This is a genomic window from Caballeronia sp. DA-9, assembly GCF_051615025.1.
Classification (GTDB): Bacteria; Pseudomonadota; Gammaproteobacteria; order Burkholderiales; family Burkholderiaceae; genus Caballeronia; species Caballeronia sordidicola.
Genome location: NZ_CP195133.1, coordinates 1,128,358 through 1,142,327, shown reverse-complemented (window position 1 = coordinate 1,142,327; position 13,970 = coordinate 1,128,358). Strand labels below are relative to the sequence as shown.

At 61.6% G+C, this 13,970-nt stretch carries 10 protein-coding genes; 4 read left to right on the top strand and 6 right to left on the bottom strand.

The window, feature by feature from the left end; genetic code table 11:
- Positions 1–256 precede the first annotated feature (256 nt).
- Positions 257–1,126, top strand: coding sequence for a sulfurtransferase (locus ACRWA7_RS21355; RefSeq protein ID WP_438395917.1), 870 nt, complete (start codon positions 257–259; stop codon positions 1,124–1,126).
- A gap of 91 nt (positions 1,127–1,217) precedes the next feature.
- The gene (gene gluQRS, locus ACRWA7_RS21350; RefSeq protein ID WP_438395915.1) at positions 1,218–2,111 is read left to right on the top strand and encodes a tRNA glutamyl-Q(34) synthetase GluQRS; all 894 of its coding nucleotides are present in this window, start codon (positions 1,218–1,220) and stop codon (positions 2,109–2,111) included.
- Positions 2,112–2,206: 95 nt separating this feature from the next.
- On the opposite strand, the gene ACRWA7_RS21345 is transcribed toward gluQRS, so the two are convergent.
- The 6 genes from ACRWA7_RS21345 to purT form a co-directional block, all read right to left on the bottom strand.
- Positions 2,207–3,742 carry a DEAD/DEAH box helicase gene (locus ACRWA7_RS21345; protein WP_438395913.1) on the bottom strand — a complete coding sequence of 512 codons (1,536 nt, stop codon included), beginning with the start codon at positions 3,740–3,742 and terminating at the stop codon, positions 2,207–2,209.
- 494 nt (positions 3,743–4,236) lie between these two features.
- Complete coding sequence (locus tag ACRWA7_RS21340; protein ID WP_438395911.1) at positions 4,237–5,694, bottom strand: aldehyde dehydrogenase family protein; 1,458 nt, start codon at positions 5,692–5,694, stop codon at positions 4,237–4,239.
- A gap of 18 nt (positions 5,695–5,712) precedes the next feature.
- Positions 5,713–7,365 carry an acetolactate synthase large subunit gene (locus tag ACRWA7_RS21335; protein WP_438396730.1) on the bottom strand — a complete coding sequence of 551 codons (1,653 nt, stop codon included), beginning with the start codon at positions 7,363–7,365 and terminating at the stop codon, positions 5,713–5,715.
- Positions 7,366–7,679: 314 nt separating this feature from the next.
- Positions 7,680–8,093 (bottom strand): MliC family protein, encoded by a 414-nt coding sequence (locus tag ACRWA7_RS21330; RefSeq protein ID WP_438395909.1) that lies wholly within the window; start codon positions 8,091–8,093, stop codon positions 7,680–7,682.
- Positions 8,094–8,148: 55 nt separating this feature from the next.
- Complete coding sequence (locus tag ACRWA7_RS21325; RefSeq protein ID WP_341845188.1) at positions 8,149–8,304, bottom strand: DUF6726 family protein; 156 nt, start codon at positions 8,302–8,304, stop codon at positions 8,149–8,151.
- A gap of 69 nt (positions 8,305–8,373) precedes the next feature.
- The gene (gene purT, locus ACRWA7_RS21320) at positions 8,374–9,615 is read right to left on the bottom strand and encodes a formate-dependent phosphoribosylglycinamide formyltransferase (RefSeq protein ID WP_438395908.1); all 1,242 of its coding nucleotides are present in this window, start codon (positions 9,613–9,615) and stop codon (positions 8,374–8,376) included.
- 341 nt (positions 9,616–9,956) lie between these two features.
- Here purT and ACRWA7_RS21315 point away from each other — a divergent pair, with 341 nt between their 5' ends.
- Positions 9,957–10,469: an META domain-containing protein gene (locus tag ACRWA7_RS21315; protein WP_438396728.1), complete on the top strand. Its 513-nt coding sequence runs from the start codon at positions 9,957–9,959 to the stop codon at positions 10,467–10,469.
- A gap of 163 nt (positions 10,470–10,632) precedes the next feature.
- Positions 10,633–13,968 (top strand): DNA translocase FtsK, encoded by a 3,336-nt coding sequence (locus ACRWA7_RS21310; protein ID WP_438395907.1) that lies wholly within the window; start codon positions 10,633–10,635, stop codon positions 13,966–13,968.
- The last annotated feature ends 2 nt before the right edge of the window (positions 13,969–13,970 follow it).

Sequence of the window (13,970 nt, the reverse complement as noted above, 5' to 3'; positions counted from 1 at the left end):
CATGCGCCTATTCGCGAAAATACTTCTCACGGCACGCGTTAGCCATTCGGCCGAGGGCTCAACGCGTTCAATTCGCATGATAAAAAAAGTGCCGCATCCTTGTGGATGTAGTGCGCTCGTCATTAGCCGTTCGGCCGAGTCGGACGCGTCGGCGGTTTGCGGGATAATAGGAACTCGACATCAATCTTTTGCGCCTGTCGAGTTCGTTTTTCCTCCGGCAAGGCCCGTTTCCAAGCACTTTAAGAGCATTTGCGTCATGAGCATCATCAATCTTTCCGCGTATAAATTTGTGACCATCGAAAGCGGCGCCGACTGGCGGCCGCTGATTGTCGAGCGCTGCCTGTCCCTTGGCCTGCGCGGCACGATCCTGCTCGCGCCTGAAGGCATCAATTTGTTTGTGGCGGGCGAGCCCGCGCCCATCCGGGCACTCATGGAATACGTTCGGACAGATCCGCTTTTCGAAGGCAAATTCGCCGATCTGGAATTCAAGGAAAGCATTTCGGCCACGCAGCCTTTCGGCAAGATGCTGGTCAAGCTGAAGCGCGAAATCATCACCATGAAGAAGCCGGCAATCAAGCCGGAACTGGGCCGCGCGCCTTCAGTGTCTGCTGCCACGCTGAAGGCGTGGCTCGACCGGGGACACGACGAAGAGGGCCGTCCGGTTGTCATGCTCGACACGCGCAATGCGTTCGAAGTCGACGTGGGCACCTTCGACCAGGCGCTTGATTACCGCATTGACAAATTCAGCGAGTTTCCCGGCGTGATCGAAGCGCATCGTGCGGATCTGGAGGGAAAGACGGTGGTGTCGTTCTGCACCGGAGGGATCCGCTGCGAAAAAGCCGCGATTCACATGAAGGAAGTCGGCATCGACCACGTTTATCAGCTTGAAGGCGGCATTCTCAAGTACTTCGAGGAAGTGGGCGGCGCGCATTATCACGGCGAATGTTTTGTATTCGATCATCGGACCGCTTTGAATGCGGCGCTGGAACCGGCGGCAAATGCGCAAGATGGCGATGCCACAGGCGCGGAAGACGAAGCAGTCGACAGCGACGAAGCGCACGCCGCGATCACGGCCGACGGCCGGGCTTCGTTTCCCGGTCCAGGCGAGACACGGCATAAGGCATGAGTTTCATCACCGCCCGGCGCGTCGCTGCGCGACTTTCGCTCCAAATTAAACGGAGCAACCGGAGCACGTTGCCAACGGTCGGGCGCGGCGGATGAACACCAATCGAGCTTATCGCGGGCGTTTTGCGCCTTCTCCCACCGGGCCGCTGCACTCGGGCTCGCTGGTGAGTGCGCTGGCCAGTTTCCTCGATGCCCGCGCGCATCGGGGAACATGGCTCGTCCGGATCGAAGACGTGGACGGTCCGCGCACCGTGCCCGGCGCCGCCGAGGGAATCCTGGACACGCTGCGCAAGTTCGGCATGCAGTCCGACGAGGAACCCATCTGGCAGAGTCAACGCGAGGGCGCGTATCAGCGGGCGTTCGACCATTTGTTATCGACGGGACGGGTGTATCCGTGTGGCTGCACGCGTCGCGAGATTGCCGATTCGCTCGCGCGTAGTCATGCGGGGCACGCGCGGCACACCACCCTCGCCTATCCGGGAACGTGCCGCGACGGACTGCACGGCAGGCCGCCGCGAGCGTGGCGCGTGCGGGTGCCGGATGGCGACGCTGCCGTGTTCACTTTCGAGGATCGATGGCAAGGCAAGCAGACACAGGATCTGGCAACGGACGTCGGCGATTTCGTGCTCAAGCGCGCGGATGGCGAATGGGCGTACCAGCTTGCGGTTGTTGTAGACGATGCGGATTGCGGCATCACGCATATTGTCCGCGGTGAGGATCTGCTGGATTCAACCGCGCGCCAGATTTACCTGCAGCAGTGCCTGCGCGTTCCGACGCCGGCCTATTTGCACGTTCCCGTGGTGGAAAACGAGCACGGTGAGAAGCTCAGCAAACAAACGGGCGCGACGGCGCTGGACACGGCCCATCCCCTTGCAGCGCTGACCTTGGCGGCCAAGCATCTCGGACTGGAAACATCGTGCGCTGGTTCGCTCGAAACGTTTTTCTCGGATGCCACCATGCAATGGGCGCGAAGGTTCGGAACCTAGGTTCCCGCATATCCGCACCTTACCCAAAAACCACCGCGTAAAAATGCAAAAAGCGGCATTGCTGCCGCTTTCCATCAAAAGACACGCGTCAAACCTCAGGACTCCGACTGCGTCCTGCGCGGCATGCCTAGTCCGCCCAGCAAAGCGGCTAGCGGCTGACGCGGCGTGCTTTTCCGTTCGGCTTCCGCCGCTGCCTCGTCCTGCGCTTTCCTGGCCGATGCCGGCGACGCCACATACGGCTTGAGGAAGAAATCATCGACAGGTTGCTGGCGCGAATGCGAGCGTTCGAACGATGTAGAACGGCGGCGCGGCTCCTCACTGCGTGCATGCCGATGTTCACCGCGTTCCGTCCGCGCCGGCCGTTCGTCACGGCGACCCGAAGACGACTCGCGCCGCACCGGCACATCGACCTTCAGCGTCATGACTTCGAGCGGCCGCTTGATCAGCTTTTCGATATCGGCGAGTTGCTTGCGCTCGTTGGGGCTGCATAGCGACAACGCGTCGCCCGTTGCGCCCGCGCGTCCCGTCCGGCCAATACGGTGAACATAATCTTCAGCACTGAACGGCAGATCGAAGTTGATCACGGCCGGCAAATCCGTGATGTCAAGGCCGCGCGCCGCGACGTCGGTTGCGACCAGCGCTTCAATTTCGCCCTTCTTGAATGCATCGAGCGCCTGCATGCGCTCGCCCTGCGTGCGATCGCCGTGAATGGCCGTCGCCACGATTCCGTCTTTTTCCAGCACACGCGCGAGACGGCTTGCGCCAATCTTGCTGTTGCAGAACACCAGAACCTGCTTCAGGCCGCGCTCGCGGATCAATTGCGTCACCGCACCTGACTTGTCGCTTTCGGCGATTTCGAACACGATCTGGCGCACATTCGCATTTGTGGAATTGCTGCGCGCCACTTCGATGGTTTGCGGATTGCGCAAATAAGTCGCCGCGAGCTTCTTGATTTCACCTGAGAACGTGGCCGAGAACAGCAGCGTCTGGCGTTCCTTCGGCAGCAAATTCAGGATGCGCTGCAGATCCGGCAGAAAGCCCATGTCGAGCATGCGGTCGGCTTCGTCAAGCACTAGCATCTGCACCTGACCAAGGTTCAGCGTTTTTTGCTGCACGTGATCGAGCAGGCGTCCCGGCGTTGCGATCAGGATTTCCACGCCGCGCCGCAAGGCTTCAGATTGCGGGTTCATGTCGACACCACCAAAAACCACGGTGCTGCGCAGCGGCGTGTGCTTGGAATAAGCCTGTACGTTGGCCGCGACTTGATCCGCGAGTTCGCGCGTAGGCGTGAGAATCAGCGCGCGCACCGGATGACGGGCAGGCGATGCGCTCGTGCTTGCCGTTGGCAGCAGACGCTGGATGATCGGCAGCGAGAAACTTGCCGTCTTGCCCGTGCCTGTCTGGGCGGCGCCCATTACGTCACGGCCGGCGAGCACCACGGGAATCGCCTGCGCCTGGATGGGCGTGGGAATCGTGTAGCCAGACTCAACCACCGCGCGCAGGATATCTGCAGACAGGCCGAACTGGTCGAATGTGGGCACAGGACCGGGCGCTTGAGGTGAGACGCGGGTCTCAGCGCCGGGTGCGTCGGATGAAGCGGCGGACGGGTTCGTGACGACGGGATCGGACATGGTGACTTTGGTGGCTTTCGCTTTCGCTAAAAATGCGCCGGAGCGGCGCGCGAGCGGTCATTCCACCGCTCATGGACATCGTAAGGAAGAAGCCGCGTGTCTCGCCTTGCAACTGGCAATCGGCGATCAACCCGCGGACTTCGGATTCGCAAGGTTTCGACCTCTGCGAATTTTTGCCTGATCCGGCCTGATGCAACCGGACAGCGTAGTACGTATAGCAAGTACAAACGGCTCAAACGGCAACGTACACGTGATAAGTGCATGTACAACGGCGTGCGTGGCGCTGCCTCGACGGCGAGCAATATGAAAAACACGATCACGCCCTGCTCCGCAGTCGCGCCGGTCGTGGCGCCCGGACTACGGGAAAGCCCGATATTGTAGCACTGCGCCGCATGCCGCCACGCGCCGATAGCGCAACACGTTGATTCGTCGCAAAGCCCGGCCGGCCGGGCTTTGCGACCATTCCAACCGTTTCAAGCGGCGGCTGCAACGGTCTATTTTGCTTTCGACGCGGGTTTGGGTGCATCGCGAACGACCATCAGGCGCAATTCCGTCATGTCCTCGATGGCATATTTGACGCCTTCCCGCCCGAGCCCGGAATCCTTGACGCCGCCATACGGCATGTTGTCGACACGGAACGACGGCACGTCGTTGATCACCACGCCGCCCACCTCCAGTTCGTCCCAGGCAAGATTCACGTTCGTGAGGCTATCGGAGAAGACACCGGCTTGCAGGCCAAAATCGCTGTCGTTCACTGTTTCGAGCGCATGGGCGAAATCGGTGAACTTTTCGAGCAGCGCAACCGGACCAAACGCTTCCTTTCTGTACAAATCCTGATCACGCTTCACACCTTCCAGCAACGTTGCTTCGAACATTGCGCCGTCCACCTTCCCGCCCGCAATGATCTTTGCGCCGCTGGACACCGCGCTTTCCATCCAGCCAGCAAGCCGTTTGGACTCGGATTCCGAAATCATCGGGCCGACAAACGTCTTTTCGTCTTTAGGATCGCCCATTTTCAGCGACTTCGTTTTCGCGATGAGCTTTTCGCGCAGCGCATCGTAGATATCTGCGTGCGCCAGGATGCGTTGCACGCCAATGCAGCTTTGCCCCGACTGGTAGAACGCGCCAAACGCCAGCCGGTCCACAACGTAATCAAGCCTGTCCGCCTGATCGCGATCGACAATCGCCGCCGCGTTGCCGCCCAGCTCCAGAATCACCTTCTTCTTGCCTGCCTTCTTTTTCAGCTCCCAGCCAACTGCGGGCGAGCCTGTGAACGACAGCAAGCGGAAGCGTTCGTCGGTGGTGAAAAGATCCGCGCCGTCGCGATGTGCCGGGAGAATCGAAAACGCGCCCTTCGGCAAGTCTGTTTCGGCAAGCACCTCGCCCATGATCAATGCGCCGACTGGCGTACGGCTCGCCGGTTTCAGCACGAAGGGGCAGCCGGCGGCGATTGCGGGCGCAACCTTGTGCGCGGTCAGGTTCAACGGGAAATTGAATGGCGATATGAACGAGCACGGACCAATCGGCACGCGTTTGTAGTAACCGTGATAACCCGCGGCGCGCGGTGCGATTTCAAGATTGATCATGCCGCCGTCTATACGCACCGATTCCTCGGCGGCCACCCTGAATGTATCGATAAGACGCGTCACCTCGCCCTTCGAATCGTTGATCGGCTTGCCGGCCTCAATGCACAGCGCTTCCGCGAGTTCGTCGAAACGTTCGCGAAACCGCTTCACGCAATGGTCCAGAACCGCTTGCCGCTGATACGGCTTGAACTCGCGCATCGCGCGCTGGGCAGCAACCGCGTGGCCGATCGCGGCGTCGATTGTCTCTGCGTCCGCCATTGCCACGCGCGTCGCGACTTCGCCACTGAATTTATCGGTGACTTCCAGGTCCGTGTTGGCCGCCACGGCTTCGTTCGCCAGGTAATACGGATAGGTTTTCTTCAGCATGTCAGCATCTCCATGAGTCTAAAGTTGCGCGCTGAGGCGCTTGATCTCGCGGTTCAACACGCGTTCGTTGTCCGAATAGTCAATGGGCACGTCGATCAGATGCACACCGGGCGCCGTAAAACATTCGCGTATCAAGGGCGCGAGCGCCTCCGCCGTTTCCACCCGATGCCCGATCGCTCCATAACTCTGCGCATACGCCACGAAGTCCGGGTTCTGCAGCGTCATGCCGTAATCCGGAAAATTCATGTTTTCCTGCTTCCACCGGATCATGCCGAACGCATCGTCGCGCAACAGCAGGATGACCAGGTCCAGTTTCAGCCGCACGGCGGTTTCGACTTCCTGTGAATTCATCATGAAACCGCCGTCGCCGCAGACCGCCATCACGTTGCGCTCCGGGTGCACGATCTTGCTTGCAATAGCAGACGGCAGGCCCGCTCCCATGGACGCGAGCGCGTTGTCCAGAAGAATGGAATTCGGTTCGTGCGCCCGGTAATAACGGGCGAACCAGATCTTGTACATGCCGTTGTCGAGGCAAATGATTCCGTCCTTCGGCATGGTGTCGTAGACGTCCTTCACGATCCGCACGGGATACATGGGGAAGCGGTCGTCGTGCTCGCCTTTCGCAAGTTGCGCGTCGAAGTGCTCCTTGATCATCCTGAAGCGCGAAAAGTCCCAGTTTTCCTGCGGTTCTTTCAGTAGTTCCTTCATTTGCCAGACGGCATTCGCAATGTCACCCACCACTTCAATTTGCGGGAAATACACCGGGTCGACCTGAGCGCCAAGAAAATTCACGTGGATCACGGTCTTTTCGCCAGCGTCGCCGCTGCGCATGAAAAACGGCGGCTTTTCAATCACGTCGTGACCAATGTTGATGATGCAGTCCGCGTGATCGATCGCGCGATGCACGAAATCCCCGTCGGATAGCGTCGCATTGCCGAGCCACATGGGATGAGATTCATCGATCACGCCCTTGCCCATTTGCGTGGTGAAAAACGGAATGCCAATCTGATCGACGAATTCGCGCAGCATCTTCGTGGTCGTCTTGCGGTTGCCGCCCGCGCCGATCATCAATAAGGGATGCCGTGCTTCGCGAATGGCCTCGACTGCGCGCTCCACCGCCTTTTCCTCCGCGACCGGGCGGCGGCTGAAGCTCTTGGGAATCGGCGCGCCGTCGCCTTCCTCGTGCGCCACGTCTTCCGGCAATTCCAGATGGGTTGCGCCCGGGCGCTCTTCCTCGGCTCGCCGGAAAGCCTCCCGCACCGAAGCCGGAATATTGCCGATAGACACCATGGAACGCGTGTACTTGGTGAGCGGTTCCATCATCCGGACTACATCGACAATCTGGAAGCTGCCCTGCTTGCTCGACTTGATCGGTTTCTGGCCCGTGACCATCAGCATGGGCATGCCGCCCAACTGCGCATACGCAGCGGCGGTCACGAAGTTGGTGGCGCCCGGCCCGAGCGTCGCGAGGCACACGCCCGTCTTGCCCGTCAGCCGGCCGTAAGTCGCGGCCATGAAACCTGCGGCCTGTTCGTGGCGAGTCAGGATCAGCTTGATCTTCGAGCGGCGCAGCGATTCGAGGAGATCGAGATTTTCTTCGCCGGGGATGCCGAACACATATTCGACTTTCTCGGCTTCCAGCGCTTTGACGAACAGATCCGATGCTTTCATGGAAAAGTCTCGCTTGATGGCGACGCGCACGACGAATGCCGTGCGCGAGACGCAATGAGATGAATCGGCTGCACGCAGCGAGGCCGCGCGGCAGCCGCCGGTCATTCAATGTGCCTAAAGCCTTCGCCCCGGCACAACCATAGCAACCATACTCCCGATAGCCGTTCAATGCCGCGACGGGCCTTCACGTTAGCCATTCGGCCGAGGTTTCGAACCGGCTCGCCAAATAACGCCCCATAGAAGAAGCCCGTTCCGACTCACGTCAAAACGGGCTTCTTCTCTAAATTTATCGATCATCAAACAAACGAACCGCGCTACGTTCCCGTCTTGCACTCGGCAAGCATTGGCGCGGCTTTCGGGTCTGCGGTCTCGTCGGTGAGCGTGCCTTCAGGGCCCTTCGTCCACCATGTGTAATGGTCCCCGACGTATTTCGCGCCCGACGCAGCGAGCACATTCACAAACAGCATCTTGCGGCCATCCACGGTGAGCAGCGCAAAGCTCTGTTTGTTCTTCGTGTTCATGTACTGGACGGTCAATGCCTTGCCACCGCTGCATTTGTAGCGAAGCGTGTTGGTGGTGGCCGTCTGGACCTGCGGCACGGTCAGCGGCATGGAAAACGCCGCGTGCGTCGCGCATACGGCGCACAGCGCGCCCACGGCCGCCGCGAATCGTCCGATCTTCCTGCTAGCCCTTCCAGTCCCGCACATTCGTTCGATCACTCCTTTCATCGTGCTGTCCTTTCGTTGGTCGTTTGTGGCGTCGGTGCACCGCAGCTCACGGCGATCAAGGATCGATCACGCCGGCGCAGGCGTCGGTAGGCGCCGCCGCTACGTGACCCACCACCGGCACGATCTTCAATCCCGCCGACGCAATACGGCACGGCGCCGCCGCCAATCCGCACCCGCCCAATCCAGCCAGGACCGCGCATAACGCAGCCATTGCACACCATTTCACTGTGAAACCTCCGTGCTGCCCGCGCGTATCCACTGGGCAAGCAGCGTGTTGCCGTCATCGAGTGGAGACGGGTCTTACCTTAGACGCTGCCAGCTTCGCGCGTTCCCGGGCTTCGCCCGTATCGCGTCCAGTCGCGAGCGCCACGCCCATGCGGCGCTTCGTAAAACTTTCGGGCTTGCCGAACAGACGCAGGTCGGAATCGGGCACCGCGAGCGCTTCGGCCACGCCTTCGAAGCCAATACCCGCTTCGTCCAGCCCGCCATAGATCACTGCCGATGCACCCGGCGCGCGCAACGCCGTATCCACGGGAAGACCGAGAATCGCGCGCGCGTGGAGGTCGAATTCGGAGAAACGCTGCGTGGCGAGCGTGACCAGACCTGTGTCATGCGGTCGCGGGCTGACTTCGGAAAACCAGACATCGTCGCCGCGCACGAAAAGCTCCACGCCAAACAAGCCGCGGCCGCCGAGCGCCGTGGTGACCTTTTCGGCGACATCGCGCGATTTCGCCAGCGCCACGGCGCTCATGGCCTGCGGCTGCCACGATTCCACATAATCGCCCGCCACTTGAACGTGACCGATCGGGTCGCAGAAATAGGTCTGCAGATCGCCCGTTTCCGCACTGCTTGCGCGCACGGTGAGTTGCGTGATCTCGTACTCGAAGTCGATAAACCCCTCCACGATCACCCGCCCGTGATTGACCCGGCCGCCGGCCATGGCGTGTTGCCACGCGGGTTCAATATCAGCGTCGCTCCTGAGCACCGATTGCCCCTTGCCCGACGACGACATCACCGGCTTCACCACACATGGAAAACCGATCTTTTCGATGCCCGACTTCATCTCGGCAAGCGAATCGGCGAACGCATAGGGCGAAGTCGGCAGGCCAAGCGTCTCGGCGGCGAGACGGCGAATGCCTTCGCGGTTCATCGTGAGCTGGGTCGCGCGCGCGGTCGGAATCACGACAGCACGTTGCTCGGCTTCGATTTCGGCCAGCGTGTCGGTCGCGATGGCCTCGATTTCCGGCACGATCAAATGCGGCTTCTCGGCTTCGATCAACGCGCGCAACGCCGCGCCGTCGGTCATGTCGATCACGTGCGAGCGATGCGCGACCTGATGGCCGGGTGCATCGGCGTAACGATCCACCGCGATGGTCTCCACGCCGAGCCGCTGCAACGCGATGATCACTTCCTTGCCGAGTTCGCCCGCGCCGAGCAGCATCACGCGGGTGGCGCCAGGCGAAAGCGGCGTGCCGATAATGCCGGTTTGAAAAGGGGACGCAGCGGACTTCGCGCTTGGCATGGATGCTCCGGAAAAGAGGCCTGTAAAACCTGGAATGTTAACACGCGCACTTATGCCGGGGACGATCCGCGAGGTACACGCGCCGCCGATTGCACGGCAGGATTCCGCCACGGAAAAGAACGCTGGAAATGACCTTTCTTTACACATCGCAACGATTCGAGTGCAAACGGCCTTGGGTCGCGCCTGACGAGTGCGATACCCTTACGGTTTTGCCAGCCTGAGGATATTTCATGTCGATGCAGCCTTCCCGTTCGCGCCTGGCGCTCCATTCGGCGCGCAGCCGCGTACATGCTGCTTGCGCGCATTCCACGCCAGATTCCGGGCTGCATTCGAGGTTTTCGATGGCCGCGGTTTTTTCAGCCGCAACGCTGGCCCTGAGCGTGGCGCTCGCTGGCTGCGCATTGCCCACGCATCCGGACAGCGCCGCGCCGCCGTCCGATCCGTACAATCCGGCCGCGACCCAACTTCTCGACGATACCCAATGGCAGTTGGACACCTGGACCGACGCCACGGGCCGCGCGCGTGACATTCCCGGCGCATCGGCTGGCGGCATGGGCACGCCCGTGACGCTGAATTTTTCGACGGACGGCGGCCAGCGCCGGGCCAATGGCTTCTCCGGATGCAACCGCTTCACAGGCACCTACGACCTGACCGATGGCAAGCTCTCGTTCGGGCCGCTCGCTGGCACCCGGATGGCGTGCGCGCCCGGCGCCGGCAGCGCGCTCGAACAGCCGTTCCTGCAGGGACTTGGCGCGATCGAGAAAACCGGTGTGCAGATGCGCCCGCCAAAAGAACTGCAGCTCACATTGAAGAGCGGCGATGTGCTGACATTCAAGGAACACGCGCAACCTTGAGAATGTCTTTTGGAGATAACGGCCAGCACTGGAAATTCGGACCCGGCCCAGGTTCTCCGAGTCTCCTCCTGGTTCATGACGGTTAAACTCGGCGGTATCGTTTTATCTTTGCCTGAGCTTTGGTTCGCTGCTCACACTGCTCACATCATTCCTGGTTCCTTGCATGCACACGGTAGTTTTCGGCTGGTTCGGTATCTCGGCCGTCTGGTTCATCCCTCTTCTCTGGCGCATCGTCAAATCCGTTCTGCCGAACGGCGGCGGCCTGCGCGGCCCCGGCACGATCCGGCTGTGGCTCGGTTTTTTCTGCGTGCTGCTCGCAAGTTGCACGCTCGAAGCCGCCCTGTTCCACTCCTTCGCTTTCGCCACCGATATCGACCGTCTTGGCCATGCGCTGTTGAGCGCGTTCGCGGCCCACGGCGGCGTGATCGGCACGACGGGCGCGCTGTACGCCGGCGCGGGTGCGGCTGTGGCCTTGCTCATCGGCCTGCCGTGGTTTCTGGACTTTCAATGGCGCGAAGCGTTTGCATGGGCAAACGTTGCGTTCGGCCTGGGTCTCGATCCTGGCCTGTTCGTGACGCGGGAACGAGCCGTTCGCGAGAAACCATCGCGCAAGAAAGCACCACGGGAAAAAGCGGAAAGAGGCGGCGCGGGCATGGGTTCGCCGGGCAGGATTGCGCCCGATGCGCCACCGCTCGGAATACCGCCCGCCACACCGCGCCAAGGCAGCCGATATCAGCGGCCGACAGTCTGGAGGCCGCAGCCCGCCAGACGCAGCGACACCGAACGTCAAGCGCGTGGTCCTGAGGCTGCGCGGCCGGTGGAACCATCGTTTGGCGAACGCCGCGATTCATACGCCGCGAGAGAAAACAAGCCGGAAAGCGTGCGCGGTTCGGTATCGATCGAACCGCTTGAACCGGTCGCGCCCGCTGGATGGCTGAAAACAGGCGGATTGCAGGATAAAGTCGCGGGAACGGCCGCAACGCGTTCGAATTCCACGAGCACGATAAACCCGGCGGCCACGCCGCGCACCGCCGATACGTTGCGTCCGGCGGTCGCCAGAAGCGCTCCGCCGAATTCAATCGGTTCGTCGGCTGCCCGCGCGGCTCAGGCGGCGCGCAATTCATCGATGCGAGCACCACCGTCGAGTTCATCGCCGAATTTGTCGCGCGGCAACGTCGTTGCGCCCGTGGTTACCCGCGACTCGTTTTTTACGGCGGCAGCGTCTGCTGGCTCGAATGCGCCAGCAAGACCCGTGGGGCCGCCGCCGGAACCTGAGCGCATCAAGGAAGCGCTGCGCTCGATTGAAGAAACTACCGCGCAGTGGACCATGCGTGGCGATGCGCCTCGAAGTGCGTCAACGACCGTGGCGACGTCCGCGAGTGATAGCGTCGTTCAAAATCCGCCGGTGGAACCGCCCGCAACGGTTCCAGCGGCGGCGTCAGTAAGCGTTGCAGGCTCGTATTCGACCGGCACGCCTGACGATACAACGCCTGATTCGCTCACATCCGAAGCCGATACGGTTGGCAATACGGCTCCGCTTGAACCTGCTCCCAGCGAAACGGTCAATGTGGGCGGTGCTGACGTTGACCCACATGCGGCTGCCGCAGAGCCCGAGGCCGCATCCACCAACCTTCCCCCTTGGGCGATCCGCCGCGATCACGCGTTGGGCAAGGACGCCGACGAGAGCGACGTAACGCCAGCCTGGCAGGACGAAACGCCTCCGTCACGCCCTCCCCCGCCGCCAATTCACATTGTCGAATCGAACGCCACAGCGCCGAACGCATACGAACCGGCGGGCGGCGTCGAAGAGGACATGGAAGCAGAGCCGATCAACGAACCTGAAGATCCAGTCTCCGGCCCGTCGAACATCGTCCATTTCCCCCGTGCGCTTGTGCCCGCTGTGCCCGCTGCGGCCGCCGCCATGGAAACGCAACCGGCAACAACAGCGCCTCAAGAGCCGCGTCCCCCGGTCCGCGGTTTCATCGCAACGGAATTCGAGTTTCATGCGCCCGCGGCATCGGCTGTGGAACTGCCCGGACTCGATCTTCTCGAACCCGCGTCCGACGAAGTGGAGCCCGTGTCCGAGCAACATCTCGCGAACACTGGCCAACTGATCGAACAGCGCCTGCAGGAATTCAAGGTGCCGGTCACGGTGGTCGGCGCGTCGGCGGGACCGGTCATCACGCGCTTCGAAGTCGAGCCGGCGCTCGGCGTGCGCGGCAGCCAGATCGTGGGCCTGATGAAGGACCTGTCGCGCGGACTCGGGCTCACGTCCATCCGCGTGGTCGAGACCATTCCCGGCAAGACCTGCATGGGTCTGGAACTGCCGAACGCCAAACGGCAGATGATCCGGCTCTCCGAAATCCTGGAAGCGGATGTCTATCGCGATTCCAAGTCGTTCCTGACCATTGCGATGGGCAAGGACATCATCGGCAATCCGGTGGTCACCGACCTCGCACGCGCGCCGCACATGCTGGTCGCGGGCACGACGGGTTCGGGCAAATCGGTCGCCATCAACGCGATGATCCTCTCGCTGCTCTTCAAGGCGAAACCGGAAGACGTGCGCCTGATCATGATCGATCCGAAGATGCTGGAACTGTCGGTGTACGAAGGCATTCCGCATTTGCTCGCGCCGGTCGTGACCGACATGAAGCTCGCCGCGAACGCGCTGAACTGGTGTGTCGGTGAAATGGAGAAGCGCTACAAGCTGATGTCCGCGGTGGGCGTGCGTAATCTGCAGGGTTTCAATCAGAAGATCCGCAACGCGGAAGCTGCCGGCAAGAAGCTCACGAACCCGTTCTCGCTCACGCCCGATGCGCCCGAACCGCTCGCCAAGCTGCCGATGATCGTGGTCGTGATCGACGAACTCGCCGACCTGATGATGGTCGCGGGCAAGCAGATCGAGCAACTGATCGCGCGCCTCGCGCAGAAGGCGCGCGCCGCAGGCATTCACTTGATTCTCGCGACACAGCGGCCTTCGGTGGATGTCATCACCGGCCTGATCAAGGCGAACATTCCGACGCGCGTGGCGTTCCAGGTTTCATCGAAGATCGACTCGCGCACGATTCTCGACCAGATGGGCGCGGAATCGCTGCTTGGTGCGGGCGACATGCTGTTCCTGCCGCCCGGCACCGGCTATCCGCAACGCGTGCATGGCGCGTTTGTCGCCGATGAAGAAGTGCACAGCGTCGTGGAGTATCTCAAGCAGTTCGGCGAGCCGGAGTATGAGGAAGGGATCTTGTCGGGGCCGACGCCCGAAGGCGGCACGCCGGATCTGTTCGGCGAGACGCAGGACGCCGAAGCCGATCCGCTTTACGACGAAGCCGTCGCGTTCGTTTTACGCACGCGGCGGGCATCGATTTCTTCAGTGCAACGTCAGTTGCGAATTGGCTATAACCGCGCGGCACGGCTTGTTGAACAGATGGAGTCGGCCGGCCTCGTCTCGCCGATGGGAACCAATGGCAACCGCGAAGTGCTCGCGCCGGGCCAGCCGGAATAACC